Genomic DNA, 20,607 nt, shown 5'->3' on the forward strand with positions numbered 1-20,607 from the left:
CTCACGCATCCAATACGAGGCCACCATATGGATATCGCGCTCTCCCGACATGCGCCGAACCGGCTCGGCACGCTGCATGCGCCCGACGAAGTCGAACGCGCGGTCGCGCACCGGCTCGGGCCGCACCGGATGGCCGCGCGCGGCCGCGATCCGTTTCATGCGGAGCTGTATGAGGTGCCGCTGCATCACGGCGCGCTGCTCGAACTCTGCTACGGCCGCGAAACGCGCATCGATTTCGGCGACGATGCCGATCATTTCCTGTTCCGGCTGACGCTGTCGGGCGCGTGCGAACTGCGGGCCGGCGATGGCGTCGCGCGGGCGGGCCCGGGCCAGCTGACCGTGTCGTCGCCGGCGCGCGCGAGCCGCCTGTGCACGAGTCCCGATTGCCGCAACCTGGTGCTGCGACTCGAACGCGGCGCACTCGAACGCAAGCTGCGGGACATGCTGCACGCGACGCTCATGCGGCCGCTGCAGTTCGATCTCGCCGCCGGCGGCAACGGCACGGGCGTCGCGCTCGTGCTGCCGACCTTCGAATACCTGTGCCGGCTCGGCGCACAGCCGCACATCGGCGCGTCGACGACGACGTTCGGCGCCGATCTCACCGCTTGGCTGATGTCGCTGCTGCTCACGCACCTGCCGCATTCGTACAGCGCTGCGCTGGCGCGCGGCACGCCGCCGCTGCCGGCGCACGTGCGCCGCGCATGCGACCACGTCGACGCGCATCTGGGGGATCCGCTCGCGCTCACCGCGCTGGCAGCCGTCGCGGGCGTCGCGCCGCGCACGCTGCAGCACGCGTTTCGCGCGTTCCTGAACACCACGCCGGCCGCATACGTGCGCGAGCGCCGGCTGGCCGCGGTGCACGCCGCGCTGGAGCGCGGCGGCGCACGCAGCGTGACCGACGTGCTGATCGCGCACGGCATTCATGGCTTCGGCCATTTCGCGAAGGCCTACGCGCGGCGTTACGGCCACGCACCTTCCGTCACCGCGAGGCAAGCACGATGACGCATTCCGCCACCGGCCGGCCGCCGGCCCGCCATGAAGCCGCGCCGCACGACGCGGACGCGCCCGACGGCCTGCGCGTGCAGGACCTCGACCTGAATCTGCTGAAGACGTTCCGCGCGGTCTATACGGAGCGGCATGTCGGCCGTGCGGCGTTGCGGCTCGGCGTCACGCAGCCGTCGGTCAGCTACGCGCTCGGCCGGTTGCGGCTGATGTTTCGCGACGCGCTGTTCGTGCGCACCGGCACTGGCGTCGAGCCGACGCCGCGCGCGCAACGGCTCGCCGTGTCGGTCGACAAGGCCCTCGCGATCCTGCAAGACGTGCTCGACGAAGGCTCGCGGTTCGTGCCAGACAGCACGCAGCGCGTGTTCCGGCTACACATGAGCGACTTCGCGGCGAGCGCGTTCCTGCCGACGCTGCTCGCGGAATTCGACCGGCGCGCACCGGGCGCGGTGATCGAGACGCTGCACGTCGACGAATGCCAGCTCAACGTCGCGCTCGAATCGGGCCGCATCGATTTCGCGCTCGGACATTTCGCGGACGCGTCGAGTCACTTCCAGCGCACCGCGCTGCTGCACGAGCGCTGCGTGCTGCTGATGCCGCGCCGCACCGCGCAGCGCGTCGCGCTGCCCGACGATTTCGTGCTCGACGGCGACGCGCCGGACACGCTGCGCTTCGTCGCGGTGTCCGCGCATCCGCAGTCGATGCAGTTGCTCGTGCGGCACGGACTGATGCCGCGCGTGCGTGCGGCGCTCCCCGACTTCATGGTGGTGCCTGCGTTGCTCGAACAGGGCGACTATGCGCTGATCCTGCCGGAAACGATCGCGATCACGTTCGCCGCGCGGCAGTCGTGCGCACTGTACGAGATCGCCGGTGCCGGCGAGTGGGCGGTCAATGCGTACTGGCACCGGCGCTTCGATGCGGACCCGGGCCATCGGTGGCTGCGTGCGCTGCTGCTGGAGTTGTTCGATATCGGGCGGCAGGCGCCGTTCGATGCATGGCTCGCGCCGCAACCGCCCGCCTGCGCGTAGCGGCGCAGGCGGACAGGGCCAACCGTCGGCGGTCAGAACGACGTGAGGATGCCCGCGACGATCGAGCTGGCGGTCGCGCCGGGTTTGGCAACCGCAACGCCGCCGCCCGCCGCGCCGTTCACGACGAAGCGCGCATGCGCACCGTTGCGCACCATCGCGGCGCCCGTGTACAGCACCGTGCGTTTCGACAACGGATAGTCGAAGCGGATGCCGTACGAGTCGGCGTTGCCGTCGCTGTCGGCCACCTTCCGGTAGTGGCCGATGCTCAGCAGCAGCGACGCGCGCCCGATCGGCACCGTCGCGCTGAGTTCCATCGTGTCGCTGTGCGGATACGCGCTCTGGCTGTCGATCGCGGCCGCGACGTCCGGGCCGCCGCGATGCCGCATGTACAGCGCGGCGACCTTCACGACGTCGAAGTCGTACGAGATCGCGCCGACCGTGTAGTTGCCGTTCGCGGCCGGGCTCGTGTCGCCGAGCGCGGGCGCGGCGACCGGGCTGAACTTCTGCTGCATGTAGTCGACGTCGACCGACAACCCGCCGCGCACGTAGTTGAGGCCCGCGCCGTACGTGTCGCCGAGCGATGCCGGCCGGCCGGCCGCGCCGTTGGTGCCGCGCGCGGCCATCGCGCGCAGCATGAAGCCCGCATAACGCGGCGACGTGTAGCGCATCGCGTTGCGCACGCGCAGGAACGCGGGTCCGACGAAGTTGTTCGTCGCGTTGCCCCATGCGAGGCCCGCGCCGAGGCCGGGCAGGCTGTACGTGACGAGCGTGGTATGCACGATCGTGTAGAGCTCGCCGAGCTGCACGCCACCGAACGGCCCCGTGACGCCGACCCAGGCCTCGCGGCCGAACAACGCGCTGCTGTTCGACAATGCGCCACTCGCCGCGTTGAAGCCGTCCTCGAGCTTGAAGATCGTCGCGTAGCCGCCGCCGAGGTCCTCGACACCCTTCAATCCCCACTGCGATGCCCACAGGTTGCCGCTGCCCATGCGTGCCACGTGGTTCGGCCCGGCGTTCGCGTACTCGATCGCGGTATCGACGCGGCCGTAGAGCGTCACGCTCGATTGTGCGACAGCCGGCAGCGATACGCATGCAAGCAGCGCGGCAGCCAGCATGGCAAGCGGTGCGGCAAGCCGGTCGGCTCGCCCGTTCGGATGGTTCATCTTGGTCGTCCCGTGGAGATTGCGGCGCCTGTCGGCATCGCGCCGCTTGATGTGAAGCGCATTCGCCGCGAAGGGCCAACGCTGCCGATCAAGAACGGGCCGAGTCTAGGAACAACAATTTCGGACGTCGACGCAATCCGCTCTATAACGCTTATAGATGTGCCGCATGATGCGCACGCGCCCCGCCGCACGCGCGCTGCGCGGCGCCCCGTGCGCACGGCCTCGGTGTTTTCTTTATCCGGGTCGGTAGATGTCCGTGTGGCGCGGCTGTCACTCCGGCTATGGCGGCCGAATTTGGCCGACTACGCTGCCTCTCCAATCGTGTCACCCGCACGCTTTCGCGCCGCGACGGCACACGGCCCGCGAGGCCGGCGCCGCGCTTTTCCACCGCCCGCTCCTGGAGAATCCGCATGTCTGCACCCACGGCCCGCGCTGCCGACGGCAAGCGCTATACGTACGAATGGTATGTCGTCGTCATCTGCATGCTCGCGTATGTCTTTTCGTTCGTCGATCGCCAGGTGCTCGTCCTGATGATCGAACCGATCAAGCGCGACCTGCATCTCACCGACACGCAGTTCAGCCTGCTCAACGGGTTCGCGTTCTCGCTGTTCTACGCGGTGATGGGGTTGCCCGTCGCGTATCTCGCCGACCGCTACGCACGTCCGCGCATCATCTCGCTCGGCATCGCGCTGTGGAGCGTCGCGACCGCCGCTTGCGGGTTCAGCCAGCACTTCGTGCAGATGTTCGTCGCGCGGATGGGCGTCGGCGTCGGCGAGGCCGCGCTGTCGCCCGGCGCGTATTCGATGCTCGCCGACTATTTCCCGAAGGAGCGGCTCGGCCGCGCGATCGCCGTGTATTCGCTCGGCTCGTTCATCGGCGGCGGCGTCGCGTTCCTGATCGGCGGCTACGTGATCGCGCTGCTCAAGCACGCGAGCGCGTTCACGCTGCCGGTCGTCGGGCAGGTGCATGCGTGGCAGGTCACGTTCCTGATCGTCGGGCTGCCGGGGATTCTCGTCTCGCTGCTGTTCGCGGCCACCGTGCGCGACCCGCAGCGCAAGGGGCTCGCGCAGGATCGCTCGGGCGCCGTGCGACGCGTGTCCATGCGCGACTCGCTGCGCTTCGTCGGCACGCATCGCACAACCTTCGCGTGCCATTACCTCGGCTTTTCGTTCTACGCGATGACGCTGTACTGCCTGCTGAGCTGGACGCCCGCGTTCTATATCCGCCGCTTCGGCATGACGGCCGTCGAAGCCGGCTACACGCTCGGCATCGTGCTGCTCGTCGCGAATACGGCCGGCGTGTTCTGCGGCGGCTGGCTCAACGACTGGCTGCTGCGGCGCGGCCGCACCGATGCGCCGATGCGTGCCGGCGCGATCGGTGCCGCATGCATGGCGATTCCCGCGACGCTGTTCACGCAGCTCGACAGCCTGCCGGCGTCGCTCGCGATGCTCGTCGTCGCGATGTTCTTCGCGTCGTTTCCGATGCCGACGTCGACCGCCGCGATGCAGACGCTCGCGCCGAACCAGATGCGTGCGCAGATCTCCGCGCTGTTCCTGCTCGTGTCGAACCTGATCGCGCTCGGCATCGGCACGACCGTGGTCGCGCTGTTTACCGATCGCGTATTCGGCGCGCCGGCCGCGGTCGGCCATTCGATGTCGATCGTCAACGTAGCGGCGGCCACGCTCGCCGCGCTGCTGCTGGCAGCCGGGTGCCGGCACTATCGCCGCAGCCTCGACCGCGAACGCGGCCATGCATCGGCAGCCGCGCCGCAGGCGGCCGAGGCTGCCAACGCGATCGCCGCCCGCTGAACATCGAGCGCAATCGGTCGCCTGGCCATCATCCATCTCACTGATTCAGGCATTGCTTTTTAATCGATTTGATTTATGCGATGCCTCTCCCTATTCTCGATCGCATGACGGCGCGGTGTCTGCCGCGCCGCGTGTTCCTCCTCCCCCACGGATTTACCCATGCAAGCGAACCGCCACCAAGTCCGGATCGACGCGCTGATCGACGCGGCGCAGGACATCCGCTGTTTCCGGGTTTCGCGCGTCGACGGCCAGCCGTTCGACGCATACGAACCAGGCGCCCATATCGACGTCACCGCGCCGTCCGGCATCACGCGGCAGTACTCGCTGTGCGGCAACCCCGACGAGCGCGGCAGCTACCTGTTCGCGGTGAAGAAGGAAGCGCAGTCGCGCGGCGGCTCGCGTTCGCTGCACGACGACGTGACCGTCGGCGCCGAGCTGTCGATCGGCGCGCCGCGCAACCTGTTTCGTCTGACGGATGACGCAAGCGAGCACGTGCTGATCGCGGCCGGCATCGGCATCACGCCGCTGCTGTCGATGGCCTATGCGCTGCACAAGCGCGGCACGCGTTACCGGTTGCATTACTTCGCACGCAGCCGCGAGCACGCGGCATTCGTCGAAGAACTGTCGGCCGAACCGTTCGCGTCGCACGTGACGTTCCACTACGGCATCGAGCCCGATGCGCTCGCGGCCGAGCTGGGCCGCTGCGTCGAATCGGTCGATGCGCACGCACACGTCTATACGTGCGGCCCGGGGCCGTTCATGGATGCAGTCGTCGCGGCAGCCGCGACGCGCTTGCCCGACGATTCGATTCATCTCGAACGCTTCGCTGCCGAACCGGCCGCCGTCGGTGCGGACCATGCCGGCGCCGGCCCCGCACACGGCTTCGAAGTGCGCCTGCAGCGCAGCGGGCAGTCGGTACGCGTCACACCCGACACGTCGATCGTCGACGCACTCGCGCGGATCGGCATCGAGGTCGATACGTCATGCGGCGAAGGCGTGTGCGGCACCTGCATGGTGCCGGTGCTCGACGGCGAGCCCGATCATCGCGACCACTGCCTCAGCAAGGCCGAGCGCGCGAGCAATACGGTGATCTGCTGCTGCGTGTCGCGTGCGCGATCGGCGGTGCTCGTCCTCGATCTCTGATGCCTTGATGCATGGATGAACCGACATGCGGGCGCGCACGCGCCGCGCAGCCGTCACGCGTCGAACCGCTCGACTATCTCGGCGAGCAGCGCACGCATCCACGCGTTGCCCTCGTCTTCGTGGAAATGCTCGTGCCAGTGCATCGTCACCGGCGCGGGCGGCAGCGTGACGGGCAGGTCGTACAGCAGGAACGCGTTATCGCGGTTCAGGATCTGCGCGAGCCGCTTCGGCAGCGTCGCATAGAGATCGGTGACCGACAGCACGCTCGGCAGCGCGACGAAATGCGGCACTTCGAGCGCGATGTTGCGGCCCACGCCCTGCGCGCGCAATGCGTCGTCGAGCGCGTGATGGCTGTGCTCGACCGATTTCACGTTGACGTGCGCGGCGCGCACGAACTGGTCGAGGCTCAGCGCGGCGCCACCTGGCAGCCCGCGCCGACGGCCCGTCATGCAAACGTAGGTCTCCTCGAACAGCACCTGGTGACGAGTGCGCGGCATCAGCTCCGGCAGGTTGCCGATCGCGAAATCCAGCCGGCTCGCGCGCAACGCTTCCTCGATCTCCTCCACCGGCAGCGGCTGCACGCTCAGCGTCACGCGCGGTGCACGCTCGCGCAGCGCCTGGCAGATCGCCGGCAGGTACGCCATCTCGCCCGCGTCCGACAGCGACAGCCGGAACGTGCGCGTGCTGGTGGCCGGATCGAAGCGCTCCGCGTAGCGCAGCGCCACACGCACCATGTCGAGCGCCTTGCCGACGATGCCCGCGAGTTCGAGCGCGACCGGCGTCGGCTGCATGCCCGCGCGCGTGCGCACGAACAACGGATCGTCGAACAGCGTACGCAACCGGCCGAGCGAATAGCTGACGGCCGGCTGCGACAGCGCGAGCCGCTCGCCGGCCTTCGTCAGGCTGCGCTCCTCGACGATCGCCTGGAATACGCGCAGCAGGTTCAGATCGAGATGATCGACCGATGTCATGACCGCCTCCACTATTCGTCCAATTGATGCGTGAACGCATTCTAAATCAGTGAAGCGGATTATTACGCGGGCGGCGAGAATTCGCCGTCAGGCTTCCGGCCGATGGAACATCTCGTGGATGACACCGCGCAGCCATGCGATGCCGGGGTCCGCCGCGAACTGCACGTGCGTGTGCATCTGGATCTCGATCGGCGGCAGCACGAACGGCAGCGGAAAGATCCGGAACGCGCGGCCGCGATTGAAACGCTCGGCGACGCTGCGCGGAAAGATGATCGCCAGATCGGTGTGCTGAACGATCTCCGGCGCGACGATGAAATGTGGCAACCGCAGCACGACGGTGCGCTCGACGTGCAGCTCGTCGAGCCACTTTTCGACCATGCGGTGGCCGGTCGCGTTGCTGCTCGCGTAGACGTAGCGCAGCGCGGTCAGGTCTTCCTGCGTCGGCGCGCGCTTGCGCAGCGGATGGCCTGCTCGAACCATGCATACGTGCTCGTCCGAGAACAGCGTCTCGCTCACGCAGCCGGGGCCCGGGTCGGGCACGTAGCCGAGCGCGAGATCGATCTCGCCGCTGCGCATCGCGGCGCCGACCGCCTCGACCGCCGCGCTCGCGATCTCGACGTGAATGCCCGGCGCGACTTCCGCGAGCTTCGCGAGCAGCGGCGGCAGGAAATAGAACTCCGACATGTCGGACATCGAGAGGCGGAACGTGCGGCTGGCCGTTGCCGGATCGAAATGCGCGACCTGTTGCACCGCGAGATCGATGATTCCGAATGCCCGCGTCAGCGGGCCGTGCAGCTGGCGCGCCACGTCGGTCGGCGCCATGCCGGCCGGCGTGCGCACGAACAGCGGATCGTCGAAGAGATTGCGCAAGCGCCGCAGCGCGTGGCTGACGGCCGGCTGTGTGAGCCCGAGCCGCTCGCCGGCCGCGGTGAGGCTGCGCAGCTCCGAAATCGCGAGGAACACCCGCAACAGGTTGAGGTCGGTGACGACCGGATGGGATTTGGTCATGGCGCTCGCAAGCAGCGGCGGGGGCGCGTCGGCACGACCGGCAAGCGGTCACGCGACGCGGCGCAGACTACTCGGCCGATGTTATCTCAAAACTTTCGCTCGCCATCGGGAAATGCGGCGTCGCGCCCGAAAACGGCGGCAGCGCATCGAAATCGCTGCGCATCAGCAGGCGGACCGGCGACGCCAGCGCGTGCGCCAGTGCATCGGCATCGTCGAACACGACCTTGTTGCGTTGCATCGCGTGCGCGCGCGGCGCCGGCAGCGCGCTCCGGTAATCGACGCGCGTGTAGATCTCGATCGCGCGGATGCCCGGCAATTGCGCCATCAGCGGCGGATGACGATCGAGGTAGTGCGACAGCCACGCGTTCGGATCCTCGGCCTCGCCTTCATAGCTGACGAGGAAGGTACAGCTTCGCGCGCCCGGGCCCACACCCGGGCCCGCCACCTGAATCCGGCGCACGGCCATCGCCTGCTGCGCGACGCGCCAAGCTGCCGCCTGCCATCGCACCATGCAGGCGTATGCGGCGCCCGTCGGCGCAAGCGTCGCTTCGAGCGCGTCGAGCTCGGCGAAATAGCCTTGCAGCACGCATGCGGGCGATGGCGGCCGCGCCACGGGGTCGGCACGGTCGGCGGCCAATGCGACGGGCCGATGAACGACCAGCCGCTCCAGCCCGGGCGCGGCGCGCAACGTCGCCACGGCATCGCCGATGCCGGCCAGCGGCACGTCGGCGGCGGCATCGGCGCCATGCTCGACGATCAGAAACAGGCAGACTTCCATCCGTCACCCCGCCTGCGCGGCCAGCGGATGCGCGAGCCGGTGGAACGCGCGGCCGAAGTAGATCAGCCCGTCGGCCGCCGCATGCAGCGCGATGTGATCGACCTCGACGAACATCACCGAATGCGAACCGACCGACTTGCTGTCGATGATGCGCCCTTCGAGGCTGACGTTCGCATCGGCCAGCACCGGCACGCCGGTTTTGCCGTCCAGCCAGCGCGTGTCGTCGAAGCGCGTATCGCCCGGCGCCGGCGTCATTCCGGCGAACGTCCTCGCGACCTCCTGGCACGCGGACGGCAACAGGTTGATCGCGACGCGCCCGTTGCCGCGCATGATGTCGTGCGCGCGGCTGCCGCGGTTGATGCACACCAGCATCGTCGGAGGCATATCGGTCACCGAGCAGACCGCGCTCGCGGTGATGCCCCAGCGGCCGTGCGCACCGTCGGTGGTGACGACATTGACGCCGGCCGGCAGGCGCGACATCGCCTCGCGAAAATCCCGGCGGACGTCGCATTGGATCGTTGCTTCGTTCATCTTGTGCTCCTGCTGCGAAGAATCGGCGTGGTACCGATCACGGGTACGGCGTAACGGGTACGATGCCGGCAAACACGGCGCCTGAGCCGTCATAGGTCGCCTCGCCGAGAAACGCGTGCTGCGTGACCACGATCGAATCGCGCACCAGCTGCTGCAGCCGGTTCTCGCGATAGATCGCGGCCGTGCCGGCAAGCTGGTAGGCCTGCATCACGACCTTCGCGCACACCTGCGCGGCATGCGTCGCGCTCAGGCGCAGCAGGTTCGCCTGCTGCGGCGATACGGGCCGGCCAGCGGCCAGCGACGCCCACGCGGCTTCCGCCGTCTCGTAGAAAAACGCCCGCGCACTGCGCCAGTCGGCCTCGGCCTTCGCAAGCCCTTCGCGGTAATACGGACGATCGGCGAGGCGCGGCGCGCCGGTGGTCGTCTTCGTCGCGCCCGACATCGCGGTGAGCAGGTCCAGCGCGGCGCGCGCGATGCCGACGTTCACGGCCGCATGCACCTGCGCCTGGTACGCGACCGCCGGATAGCGGTACAGCGGTTCGTCGACGGTCGGCTCGCCGCCGCGCACGAACGTCCAGGCTGCGTCGACGAACCGGTCGTTCAGCGCCAGGTCGTGACTGCCGGTGCCCTGCATGCCGACCACGTGCCAGTTCTCGACGATCTCGACGTCCTCGGCGCGAAACACGGCCGTGAACGGCTTACCCGGCGCGCCGCCGTCGGCCGGCGCACCGCCGATGCCGACACCGATCCAGTCCGCCCCCTTGCAGCCGCTCGCGAAGCGCCAGCGGCCCGTCACGCGGTAGCCGCCCGGTGCGGGCCGGGCCGGCTGCAGCGGGTAAAGCCCGCCCGCGAACACCTGGTCGGGGCCGTCCGCGTAGATCGTGCGCTGCGTGTCGAGCGGCAGCGCGGCGAGATACGTGTTGGCCGAGCCGAATGCCGCGACCCACGCGGCCGAACCGTCGGCGATCGCGATCCGTTCGAGCATCGCAAGAAATACGTGCGGCGGCAGCGCGTCGCCGCCGAAGCGCGCCGGCGTGCCGGCGCGGAAGATGCCCGCGCGTTTCATCATCGCGATCACGTCGCGCGGCACGTGCGACAGCCGGTCGAATTCGTCGCGCCGGCGTTCGACCTCGGCGATCACCGTATCGAGAGGCAAAGGTGACCGGTCGGCCGGTTGCAGCGGCACGGGCACGTCGGGCACGACGGCACGGATGGCGGAATGAGCTTGCATGGTGATGTCCTGAAAAGGCGAAAGGTATGGAGGAAAGACGGTGCGACGGTCAGCGCGATCGGGCAGCATCGCGCATCGCCTTCGGATGGGTTTCCGGTGCGATGCAGGTTGCGACGACCGTGATTGCGCCGAGCAGCACGAGATAGATGACGATCGGCGTCGCGCTGCGGTAGTGCGCGAGCAGCGCGGTCGCGATTGCCGGCGACAGCCCGCCGCCGAGCACCGACGCGATCTCGCGACCGATTCCGAGCCCCGAGAACCGCAGGTGCACAGGCAGCAGTTCGCTGATGAACGCCGGCTGCGCGCCTTCGAGAATGCCGATCGCGATGCTGTTGGCCAGGAGCAGGGCGACGATCACGTGCGAGAAGCGGCCCGACTGCAGCAACGTGAAGTACGGATACGCGATCAGCACTACGGCGACGGCGCCGAGCAAGTAGACGGGCTTGCGGCCGATCCGGTCGGTCAGGCGGCCCGCGAGCAGCGTCACGGGAATCATCAGCAGCATCGAGATCACGAGCCCGCTCAGTAGCCACGATGCATCGAGACCGATGAACTTGCCGTACGCGAGCGAGAACGCGAAGAACAGGTACGACACCGCGCCTTCGCCGAACCGCAGCCCGAACACGGTCAGCACTTCGCGCGGGCATTCGCGCAGCACGTCGACGAGCGGCGTCGCGCTGGACTTCCGTGTCGACCGCGCATCGGCGAATTCCGCGCTCTCGCCGATCGAGCGGCGCATCCACAGGCCGAACCCGACGAGCACGATGCTCGCGAGGAACGGGATGCGCCAGCCCCAGCGCTCGACGTCGGCTGCCGGCAACTGCTGCACGAGCAGGAACGCGGCAGTCGACAGCACGAAGCCGAACGCCGCGCCGCACGGGCTCCATGCGGCGAGCGCACCGCGCCGGTCGACCGGCGCGTTCTCGTGGATCAGCAGGATGCTGCCGCTCCACTCGCCGCCGGCGGCGAGCCCCTGCAGCACGCGGAGCAATACCAGCGCGACCGGCGCGGCGACGCCGATCTCGCGATAGGTCGGCAACAGCCCCATACCGACCGTCGCCGCGCCCATCGTCAACATCGTCAGCATCATCACGGTCTTGCGCCCGTAGCGATCGCCGATGTGCCCGCACAGCAGCCCGCCGATCGGACGCGCGACGAAGCCGACCGTGAAGCCGCCGAACGCCGCGATCGTGCCGGTCAGCGGATCGCTGCCGACCGGAAAGAACAGCTTGCCGAACAGCAGCGCGGCGGCCGTCCCGTACAGGAAGAAGTCGTACCATTCGAGTGCCTGCCCGAGCACGGCGGTCGCGACCGCGCGTCGGACCGAACTCGTGCTGCGGGAAACGGGCAACGAAACCGCTGACAGGGGCGCTGGTGAGTTCATGGTGTGTTGGGGGATAAGTTCAGTTGTCCTGCCTGTCCCGCATCGGGCGGCAGGTCCGCGATCGAATCTGTTCACTGCGTCCGAATCACGATAAGAGCGCAGCGGAATACGGTCAAATTCCCGCCAAAAATGATGAACATGAATCGCATGCATGGGCATGCCGTGCCGCGAGTCGCCCATCTAATTATCCATCGCGCTTATTTGATCGCCTTTTTTAGATCAATTTGACGGATGAAAACGCGGCGACGAAACTGGTCCCGCTATCCGTGCGAGGTCCGCCCGACCGGACCCGCACTTCCTCGCGACTCTTTCCCCACGACGACGATGAGCGACATTTCCTACCAGACGATCGACACCCGCGCGCTGCACGGCTTCGCGCAGCCCGACCGCATCGCACCCGCGATGTATCACGATCCCGCGCTGTTCGAAGCCGAGCTCGACCGCATCTTCTACCGCACCTGGATCTGGGTTGCGCACGAAAGCGAGCTGCCGAACCCGGGCGACTTCATCACGACGACGATCGGCCGCCAGCCAGTGATCGTCGTGCGCGACAAGACCGGCGAGATCAACGTGCTGCAGAATCGCTGCCGCCATCGCGGCGCGACCGTATGCGAATCGCACAAGGGCAACGCGAAAGGCTTCACGTGCCCGTATCACAGCTGGTCGTACGCGCTCGACGGCACGCTGCGCGCGCTGCCGTATGGCGACGGCTACGAAGGCGTGTGCGAGAAGGGCGACCTGCCGCTCGTGAAGCTGCGCGTCGGCGTGTACCAGGGGCTGATCTTCGCGAGCTTCAACGACGCCATCGAACCGCTCGAGGATTTCCTCGGCGGCGCGAAACCGTGGATCGACCTGTTCATGAAGCAGGGTGCCGGCTACCCGATCAAGGCGAACGGCGAGCACAAGTTCAAGTTCAAGGGCAATTGGAAGATCCAGCTCGAGAACACGACGGACCTCTATCACTTCCCCGTCGTGCACAAGTCGTGGATGAAGTCGATCGACGACGAGACGGCCGCCGCGATCACGAGCTTCATGACGAGCGAGGACGCGTTCTGCCGCGCGCTGGGCAACGGCCACAGCCTCGCGGTGCTCATGCCCGAACTGATCGATCTCGACGAAGACGACGGCGCGCCGCTGCCCGAGCGCTTCGCGCCGCTCGCGGCGAAGCTCGCCGAGCGCCACGCGCCGGACGAAGTGCGCCGCATCGTGCGCTCGCTGATGGGCGTCGGCTTCAACCTGAACCTGTTTCCGAACCTCGCGCTATCGATGGCGTTCTTCCGCGTGCTGCGGCCGATCTCGGCGAACGAGACCGAGATCCGCCACGTCGCGCTCGCGATGGACGGCGGCCCGGACGAGGCGAACCGCGAGCGGCTGCGCATCCACGAGCACTTCCAGGGCCCGTTCGGCTTCGGCAGCCCCGACGACGCGGAAGCCTGGGAGCGCGTACAGCGCGGCGCGCATGCGGGCCCCGACGTGCCGATCCTCGTGAACCGCGGGCTGAACCGCGAGACAACCGCCGCGAACGGCGAAAAGACCGCGCATGCCACCGACGAGACGGGCATGCGCGAGGCCTACCAGCAATGGCGAAAAATGATGGAGCAACAGTGATGGATGACCGCAACGCCCTTTTTTCCGAGCAGACCTTCGCCCGCGCGGTCGAATTCGTGTGGCGCGAAGCCGAGATGCTCGACCGTCGCGACTATCGCGCATGGCTCGACCTGTGGGATCCGGCCGGCGATTACGTGGTGCCGATCGATCCCGATGCGACCGACTTCGCGGCGACGCTGAACTACGTGTTCGACGACCATGACATGCGCGAGAAGCGCGTGCAGCGGATGCTGTCCGGCTATTCGGCGTCGGCGTCCGACGCGGCGCGCACGGTGCGCACCGTGTCGCGCTTCACGCTGGAAAGCGGCAGCGCCGACACCGTCGAGCTGAAATCCGCGCAGGTTGTCGTCGCATACAAGCGTGGCGTCGCGACACTGTTCGCGGCCAATGTCACGCACAAGCTGCATGTCGATGCGGACGGCGAGATGCGGATCGCGGAGAAGGTCGTGCGCCTGATCGACTCGACCGAAGCGCTCAGCGCGATCGGCTTCCTGCTGTAAGCCGCCGCCGGTTCACCGCCGAATCCGCAACGGTGAACCGGTCACCTTCACCTTTCCGGACGACCATGCCCACACTCGAAGTTTTCCTGCCGGCCGGCCACGACGACGCCTGCAAGGCCGAGCTGATTGCGCGGCTCAGCAGCGCGACCGTCGACGCGACAAGCGCGCCGATCGGATCGGTGCGCGTGCTGCTCACCGAATTGCCCGCGACGCATATCGGCCTCGGCGGGCGCACGGCCGCCGACGGCGCGCCGCCGTCGCTGCCGGTGATCGTCGCGATCCTGATCGCCGGCCGCACCGATGCGCAGAAACGCGCGCTGATCGCCGCGCTGTCCGACGCTGCCGCGAACGTGCTCGATGCGCCGTTGCAGGCAACGCGCGTGATGATCAAGGACATCCCGAACACCGACTTCGGGATCGGCGGACAGACCGCGCGGGCGCTGGGGCGCTGACCGTGTGCCGCGCGTCGCTGCCCTGCCGTGACGCATGTGATGCACGCGATGCAGCGCAGCGGCTACGCGTGCGCTCCGGCGAGCGGCAGCGTCACGCGGCAGTCGAGCCCACCGCCTTCGACCGGGCTCGCGCCGATGCGCCCGCCGTGGCGCGTGACGATGCTCTTGCACAGCGACAGCCCGATCCCGTTGCCGCCGGCCTTCGACGACGAGAAGCCGTCGAACAGCCGATCGTGCGCACCTTCGGCGATACCGGGTCCGTTGTCGATCGCGCGCAGCTCGGCGTGCCCGTCGACGTTCGCGGTGCCGAGCGTCAGCATGCACGGTGCGCGCTCGCAGCCGGCGAACGCCTCGATCGCGTTGAAGGCGAGGTTGAGCATCACCTGCCCGATCAGCACGCGCTCGCAGCGGATCGGCAGCGGCACATCGGCCTGCACGATCGTCACCGTCACGCCCGCCTCCTTCGCGCGCAGCTCGATGAAATACGCGACGTCAGCGAGGATCTCGCGCAAATCGGCGAGCGCGACGACCGGCTCGCGCTTCACGATGAACTCGCGCACGCTCTTGATGATCAGCGCCGCATGCTCGGCCTGCCGGTCCGCGCTGCGCAGGCCCCAGATCGCGTCGTCGACGGCCCCGCGCGCGTTCAGCCGCTGCACTGCGCCCTCGATGAAGTTGCGCACGGCCGCGAGCGGCTGGCTCAGCTCGTGCGCGATCACGCTCGCCATCTCGCCCATCGCGTTGTAGCGGCCCGCGTATTCGAGCATCCGCGCTTGCGCGCGCCGCGCATCCTCGATCGCGACTTCGTCGCTCACGTCGCGAAACTGCACGAGCAGCCCGTCGAGATCGCCTTCGATCTCGACCTGCCGGCACTGGATGCGCAGCCAGCACGCCGAGCCGTCGCGCCGCACGATCCGGTAACGCTGCGGCTCGGACGGGCACGCGGACGGCGCATCGCGCAGCTGCGCGACGAGCCGGTCGCGGTCGGCCGCGCTGCAATAGTCGAGCACCTCGCCGAGCGCTTCGTCCGGCGCGAGCCCGAGCACGCGGCGGCCCGACTCGCTGATGAACTGCACGCCGCCGTGCGGCGTCACGACCGCGATCCCTTCATCGAGGTCCTGCATGAACTCGCGCAGCCGTGCTTCGTAGCGGCGCAGTTGCTGGCGCACCGCTTCTTCCGCGCTGATGTCGCGGAACTGCACCATCACGACGTCGCGACCGCGCAGCGGCACGTAAGTGGCGGTCGCCTCCGACAGCATGTCGACGCCCGTGCGCGAGCGGTAACACCACTCGTACACCTGCGGCCCGTCGACGAGCGCGCGATCCCACGCACTCACGGCGATCTCGCGCTGGTATTTCGGTTCGGGACGCGTCATGTCCGGCGCCTTCAGCGGCAGCAGTTCCTCGACGGAAAAGCCGAGCGCGATGCACGCGGCGCGATTCGCCCACACGATCGCCTTGGTATGCGCGTCGTGCAGCAGCACGCAGGTGGTCAATGCGTCGAGCAGCCGGTGGAAATCGTCTTCGTCTGGAAAACTCATGATCGGATCCGGATGAAGGCACGCGGCGTCGCGCGGCCGGATGTCCAACATAGCACCGGCGTGCGCGGCCCGCATCTGAAGATTTCTTTAGTCCGGCACGGAGCGACACCAGTCACGCAGCCCTACGCACCAATTGCTGCGTGTTTTCGGCGTTTCTAGACTAGGTCCATGCCGTGTCCATCCCCGCAATCGAACCCCATCCCCAGGAGACAGCCATGCCCAACGCCGCCCTCGCCATCGACGCCGTGCCCCCCTCGCCGCGTGCGGTCCGCGAAGCGGCCGCACGTATGTCGCCGCTCGACGCGGTGATCGAGACCGTCGCCGCGCGCCGCGACGAGTTCGACCGCCTGTCGCATGTGCCGCGCGACGTGATCGCGCTGTTCAAGGAGGCCGGCATCTATCGCGCGGGCACGCCGCGCCGCTTCGGCGGCGATGCGCTCGCGCCCACCGCGTTCCTCGGCATGATCGAGCGGATCGCGACCGCCGACGGGTCGGCCGCGTGGGTCGCGAGCTTCGGCTCGGCCAACGCCTATCTCGCCGCGCTGCCGCTCGCCACGCAGGCCGAGCTGTACGCGAGCGGCCCCGACCAGGTGTTCGCGGGCGGGCTGTTCCCCGTGCAGCCGGCGCAGGCGGCACCCGGCGGCTGGCGCGTAACGGGCACGTGGAAGTTCGCGAGCGGCTGCAAGGGCGCCGACTGGCTCGGCGTCGGCATCGCGGTGCCCGGCGCGCAGGATGCCGCGCCGAACAAGCCCCGCACGGCCGTGTTCCGTGCCACCGAAGTCGAGATCGTCGAGAACTGGAGCGTGGTCGGCATGCAGGGCACGGGCAGCCACGACCTGCGCGTCGACGACCGCTTCGTGCCCGAAGCGTGGACCTTCGTGCGCGGCGGCGAGGCGACCGTCGACGAGCCGCTGTACCGCTATCCGACCGTCGCGTATGCGGCGCAGGTGCTCGCCGTGGTCAACCTCGGGCTGGCCCGCGCGGCGCTCGACGTCGCGAACCGCATGTCGGGCGGCCGCCAGACGACCACCGGCGCGCCGCGCCTCGCCGATCGCGCGTATTTCCGCATCGAACTCGCGAAGGCCGAGGCACAGCTGCGCTCGGCGCGCGCGTTCTTCTACGACGCGACCGACTCGGTCTGGCAATCGATTCTGGCCGGCAACCCGGTCACGCCCGAGCAGGTCAGCCTGCTGAGACTCGCCGCCACGCATATCGCACGCGAAGGCGCGAGCGTCGTCGAGCGTGCGTACCGCCTCGGCGGCACGGCCGCGATCTATCGCACGCATCCACTGCAGCGCCTCTTGCGCGACGCGATGGTCGTCACGCAGCACGCGTTTCTCGGCGAAGGCAACTTCGACGGCGCGGGCGCGGTGTTCACCGGCGTCACGCCGTTTCCCGGCTATCTGTAATCCGCGTCGATTCGCATCGATTCACTGCAACGCCGCTCGACGCATTCTTCAGGAGAACCTGTCATGTCCGATTCGAATCCGCTGCCGCTGCGCGTGCTGTTCTGCTGCGGCGTGTCGCAAAACTTCTTTGACCTGCCGCGCGAGAAGATCGGCGAAGTGTGGCAAGCGTATGGCGCGATGCTCGCCGCCGTCGAGGCGATGCCCGGCGTGCGCGTGCTCGGCGTGATGGATGACGACCGCCTCGTGGTCGGCCAGGCCGACGGCGCGCCGTGGACGTTCTACATCATGGCCGACGTCGCCGACTTCGACACGACGGTCGCGGTCTGCAACCTGTACCGCACGACGCCGGTCGGCGAATACAACCTGTGGCGCTATGGCAAGATCGAGGCGCGGGTCGGCCGCGCGCTGACCGTGCCGCCGGCCGCGAAACCCGCAGCGTGAGGCGCGCGATGACCGGCCCCGATTCTTCGCGCTCGATCGCGGCGCTCGAAGCGCTTGAACGGCGCGTGGCGGCGCTCGACGCCGAACGCGCGGTGCGCGCGACGATCACGCGCTACATGGCGCTGTGCGACGTGCCCGAGGACGCCGGCGACGGCCCGGCGCTCGCTGCGCTGTTCACGGCCGACGCGGTGTGGGAAGGCATCGGCCCGCAGTACGCGCGCAAGTTCGGCCGCCTCGAAGGCACGGATGCGATCGTCGCGATGCTGCGTCGCTATCTGCCGCCCGATCCGCATTTCGCGGTGAACCTGCACTTCCTGACGTCGGAGTCGATCGACGTCGGCGCCGACCATGCGAGCGCACGGGGCCGCTGGATCATGCTGCAGGCGTCGCGCTACGCGGACGGCACGGCGGAGCTGATCGCCGCGCGGCTGAGCGTCGACTTCGCGCCGGCCGAAGGCGGCGCGACCTGGCTGATCCGCCATTTCCGCACCGAGCGCGTGCTCGACGGCCCGTGGCCACTCGCCGCCGCGCCGCAATCCTGAACCCTTTCACTCCGCTCCCACGCCATCGCACCATGACAGGCTTCATCGATACCTTCACGCTGGGCGGCCCGGGTCCGACGATCGCGATCAAGGACACGATCGACATCGCAGGCCATCCGACCCGCGCGGCCAGCCGCGCACTCGCCGACGCGCCGCCCGCCGCGCAGCACGCGGACGTGGTCCGCCTGCTGCTCGACGCCGGCTGGCAGATCGCCGGCAAGGCGAACATGCACGAGCTCGCGTTCGGCATGACCGGCATCAACGACACCACCGGCACGCCGGTCAATCCGCAGGATCCGACGCGCATTCCCGGCGGCTCGTCGAGCGGTTCGGCGTCGCTCGTCGGGCTCGGTGTCGTCGACGCCGCGCTCGGCACCGACACCGGCGGCTCGATTCGCGGGCCGGCCGCCTGCTGCGGCGTGGTCGGGTTGAAGCCGACGTTCGGCCGCGTGTCGCGGCGCGGCGTCGCACCCACCGACACCACGCTCGATTGCGTCGGACCGTTCGCGCGCGACGTCCGCACGCTCGCAGCCGTGATGGCCGCCATTGCACCGGGCTTCGATCCGACGCGCGCGACAGCGCCCGTTACCGGCTGCACGATCGCGCACGTGATCGCCGATGCCGATCCGGCCATCGCCGCCGCGCTCGATGCGGCGGTGCGCGCGTCGGGCCTGCGCACGCACGATGTCGCGCTCGACGAACTGCCTGCCGCGTTCGCCGCGGGGCTCGCCGTCATCAACGCGGAAACGTCGCGCGCATTCGGGCATCTCGTCGACACCGGCAAGCTCGGCGCGGATCTCGATGCGCGGCTGCGCATGGCCGCGCAGACGACACCGGCCGCGCTCGTGCAAGCCGAAGCCGTACGCGCGCGCTTCACCGCTCAGGTCGATGCCGCGCTCGAACGCGCGGACGTGCTGGTGCTGCCGACGCTGCCCGCGTTGCCGATCACGCTTCAACAGGCGCGCGAGGGCGTATCGGTCATCGCGATGTCGTCGCTGATCCGGCCGTTCAACCTGAGCGGCCATCCGGCGCTCAGCCTGCCGCTGCCGCTCGCCGGAACACCGCTGAAGGCCGGGTTGCAGATCGTCGGCCGCAAGGGCGCGGACGAACAGGTGTGCGCGATTGCGGCACACTTCGAAACGGCGCTTGCCGCATGAACCACGATGCGGGTGCCGCTTCGGCCACGCGCCCGCGAACCAGGGAATCACGCACCATGTCAGACCGAGTCGTCCTCGTCACCGGCGCCGCGCGCGGGCTCGGCGCCGTCATCGCCGAACGCTTCCTCGCGGCCGGCTATCGCGTCGCGCTGGCCGACATCGCCGCCGACGCCATTCATGCGCACGCGCGCGAAATCGACCCGAGCGGCGAACGCGCGATCGCGCTGCCGCTCGACGTCACGTCGAAACGCGATTTCGAAGCCGCGCGCGATGCGCTCGTCGTGCGCTGGGGCGCAATCGACGTGCTCGTCAACAATGCCGGCGCATCGAAGGTCGTGCCCGCGATGGAGATCACGGCCGAGCAGTTCGACCAGGTGATCGACGTGAACCTGCGCAGCGTGCTGTTCGGCTGCCAGGTGTTCGGCCACTACTTCGCGACACGCGGCGCGGGCCGCATCGTCAACATCGCGTCGCTCGCCGGGCAGAACGGCGGCTCGGCGACGGGCGCGCACTATGCGGCCGCGAAAGGCGGCACGCTGACGCTGACCAAGGTGTTCGCGCGCGACCTCGCCGCGCAGGGCGTGACCGTCAACGCGATCTCGCCGGGCCCGCTCGACCTGCCGATCGTCTACGAGAGCGTCGCGCTGGAAAAGCTGCGGCAGGTGCTCGCGAGCCTGCCGGGCGGCAAGCTCGGATCGGCCGGTTTCGTCGCGGATGCGGCGGTGCTGCTCGCGTCGGGCGACGCGCATTTCGCGAACGGCGCGTGCTGGGACATCAACGGCGGGTTATACATGCGTTGAACGCGGCGCGCGCGACGGCGCGCATTCGTGCATCTAGTGTCCTGTTCCGTTGTTAACTGGTCTATGTTCACGTAGCATGTTGACGTCAACGGAACGGGAGACGTCAGCAT

General features: G+C 68.7%; 20 protein-coding genes. 12 read left to right on the forward strand and 8 right to left on the reverse strand.

Annotation, left to right across the window (positions count from 1 at the left end):
- Window positions 1-27: 27 nt before the first annotated feature.
- Both BTE28158_RS29680 and BTE28158_RS29685 read left to right on the forward strand, forming a co-directional pair.
- The gene (locus BTE28158_RS29680) at window positions 28-1,002 is read left to right on the forward strand and encodes an AraC family transcriptional regulator (protein ID WP_151050478.1); all 975 of its coding nucleotides are present in this window, start codon (window positions 28-30) and stop codon (window positions 1,000-1,002) included.
- A complete protein-coding gene (locus BTE28158_RS29685) occupies window positions 999-2,030 on the forward strand; it encodes a LysR family transcriptional regulator (RefSeq protein WP_151050476.1) in 1,032 nt (343 codons plus the stop codon). Before BTE28158_RS29680 ends, BTE28158_RS29685 begins: the two co-directional genes overlap by 4 nt.
- A gap of 32 nt (window positions 2,031-2,062) precedes the next feature.
- On the opposite strand, the gene BTE28158_RS29690 is transcribed toward BTE28158_RS29685, so the two are convergent.
- Window positions 2,063-3,193 (reverse strand): porin, encoded by a 1,131-nt coding sequence (locus BTE28158_RS29690; RefSeq protein WP_151050474.1) that lies wholly within the window; start codon window positions 3,191-3,193, stop codon window positions 2,063-2,065.
- Window positions 3,194-3,603: 410 nt separating this feature from the next.
- Between BTE28158_RS29690 and BTE28158_RS29695 the strand changes: the two genes are divergently transcribed.
- Window positions 3,604-5,001, forward strand: a complete 1,398-nt coding sequence (locus tag BTE28158_RS29695) for a spinster family MFS transporter (RefSeq protein WP_151050472.1) — start codon at window positions 3,604-3,606, stop codon at window positions 4,999-5,001.
- A gap of 159 nt (window positions 5,002-5,160) precedes the next feature.
- Window positions 5,161-6,144 carry a PDR/VanB family oxidoreductase gene (locus BTE28158_RS29700; protein ID WP_151050470.1) on the forward strand — a complete coding sequence of 328 codons (984 nt, stop codon included), beginning with the start codon at window positions 5,161-5,163 and terminating at the stop codon, window positions 6,142-6,144.
- A gap of 53 nt (window positions 6,145-6,197) precedes the next feature.
- Here the strand turns inward: BTE28158_RS29700 and BTE28158_RS29705 are convergent, their stop codons facing one another.
- The 6 genes from BTE28158_RS29705 to BTE28158_RS29730 all read right to left on the reverse strand — a co-directional run bounded on the left by BTE28158_RS29705 (window position 6,198) and on the right by BTE28158_RS29730 (window position 12,047).
- The gene (locus BTE28158_RS29705; RefSeq protein WP_151050468.1) at window positions 6,198-7,115 is read right to left on the reverse strand and encodes a LysR family transcriptional regulator; all 918 of its coding nucleotides are present in this window, start codon (window positions 7,113-7,115) and stop codon (window positions 6,198-6,200) included.
- Window positions 7,116-7,202: 87 nt separating this feature from the next.
- Window positions 7,203-8,123: a LysR family transcriptional regulator gene (locus BTE28158_RS29710; RefSeq protein WP_151050466.1), complete on the reverse strand. Its 921-nt coding sequence runs from the start codon at window positions 8,121-8,123 to the stop codon at window positions 7,203-7,205.
- 67 nt (window positions 8,124-8,190) lie between these two features.
- Window positions 8,191-8,901 (reverse strand): ethyl tert-butyl ether degradation protein EthD, encoded by a 711-nt coding sequence (locus BTE28158_RS29715; RefSeq protein WP_151050464.1) that lies wholly within the window; start codon window positions 8,899-8,901, stop codon window positions 8,191-8,193.
- A 3-nt stretch (window positions 8,902-8,904) separates the two neighbouring features.
- Complete coding sequence (locus BTE28158_RS29720; protein WP_151050462.1) at window positions 8,905-9,432, reverse strand: flavin reductase; 528 nt, start codon at window positions 9,430-9,432, stop codon at window positions 8,905-8,907.
- A 37-nt stretch (window positions 9,433-9,469) separates the two neighbouring features.
- On the reverse strand, window positions 9,470-10,663 hold the full coding sequence (locus BTE28158_RS29725) for an acyl-CoA dehydrogenase family protein (protein ID WP_239007127.1): 1,194 nt from the start codon (window positions 10,661-10,663) through the stop codon (window positions 9,470-9,472).
- A gap of 49 nt (window positions 10,664-10,712) precedes the next feature.
- Entirely contained in the window at window positions 10,713-12,047 is a 1,335-nt protein-coding gene (locus BTE28158_RS29730; RefSeq protein ID WP_151050460.1) for an MFS transporter, read from the reverse strand.
- 324 nt (window positions 12,048-12,371) lie between these two features.
- Here BTE28158_RS29730 and BTE28158_RS29735 point away from each other — a divergent pair, with 324 nt between their 5' ends.
- The 3 genes from BTE28158_RS29735 (at window position 12,372) to BTE28158_RS29745 (ending at window position 14,607) form a co-directional block, all read left to right on the forward strand.
- Entirely contained in the window at window positions 12,372-13,655 is a 1,284-nt protein-coding gene (locus tag BTE28158_RS29735) for an aromatic ring-hydroxylating oxygenase subunit alpha (RefSeq protein WP_124620841.1), read from the forward strand.
- Window positions 13,652-14,155 (forward strand): aromatic-ring-hydroxylating dioxygenase subunit beta, encoded by a 504-nt coding sequence (locus tag BTE28158_RS29740; RefSeq protein WP_059601272.1) that lies wholly within the window; start codon window positions 13,652-13,654, stop codon window positions 14,153-14,155. Before BTE28158_RS29735 ends, BTE28158_RS29740 begins: the two co-directional genes overlap by 4 nt.
- 65 nt (window positions 14,156-14,220) lie before the next feature.
- On the forward strand, window positions 14,221-14,607 hold the full coding sequence (locus tag BTE28158_RS29745; RefSeq protein ID WP_151050458.1) for a tautomerase family protein: 387 nt from the start codon (window positions 14,221-14,223) through the stop codon (window positions 14,605-14,607).
- 62 nt (window positions 14,608-14,669) lie between these two features.
- On the opposite strand, the gene BTE28158_RS29750 is transcribed toward BTE28158_RS29745, so the two are convergent.
- Window positions 14,670-16,223: an ATP-binding protein gene (locus BTE28158_RS29750; RefSeq protein WP_151050457.1), complete on the reverse strand. Its 1,554-nt coding sequence runs from the start codon at window positions 16,221-16,223 to the stop codon at window positions 14,670-14,672.
- Window positions 16,224-16,363: 140 nt separating this feature from the next.
- Between BTE28158_RS29750 and BTE28158_RS29755 the strand changes: the two genes are divergently transcribed.
- The 5 genes from BTE28158_RS29755 (at window position 16,364) to BTE28158_RS29775 (ending at window position 20,497) form a co-directional block, all read left to right on the forward strand.
- Window positions 16,364-17,557 (forward strand): acyl-CoA dehydrogenase family protein, encoded by a 1,194-nt coding sequence (locus BTE28158_RS29755; RefSeq protein WP_151050455.1) that lies wholly within the window; start codon window positions 16,364-16,366, stop codon window positions 17,555-17,557.
- A 63-nt stretch (window positions 17,558-17,620) separates the two neighbouring features.
- A complete protein-coding gene (locus tag BTE28158_RS29760; protein WP_011356094.1) occupies window positions 17,621-17,998 on the forward strand; it encodes a hypothetical protein in 378 nt (125 codons plus the stop codon).
- Window positions 17,999-18,006: 8 nt separating this feature from the next.
- A complete protein-coding gene (locus BTE28158_RS29765) occupies window positions 18,007-18,540 on the forward strand; it encodes a nuclear transport factor 2 family protein (protein WP_151050453.1) in 534 nt (177 codons plus the stop codon).
- Window positions 18,541-18,572: 32 nt separating this feature from the next.
- Complete coding sequence (locus BTE28158_RS29770) at window positions 18,573-19,697, forward strand: amidase (protein WP_151050451.1); 1,125 nt, start codon at window positions 18,573-18,575, stop codon at window positions 19,695-19,697.
- A 56-nt stretch (window positions 19,698-19,753) separates the two neighbouring features.
- Window positions 19,754-20,497: an SDR family NAD(P)-dependent oxidoreductase gene (locus tag BTE28158_RS29775; protein ID WP_151050450.1), complete on the forward strand. Its 744-nt coding sequence runs from the start codon at window positions 19,754-19,756 to the stop codon at window positions 20,495-20,497.
- Window positions 20,498-20,607: the final 110 nt, after the last annotated feature.

The sequence above is a fragment of the Burkholderia diffusa genome (genome assembly GCF_902499115.1).
In the GTDB taxonomy this organism is placed as follows: domain Bacteria; phylum Pseudomonadota; class Gammaproteobacteria; order Burkholderiales; family Burkholderiaceae; genus Burkholderia; species Burkholderia diffusa.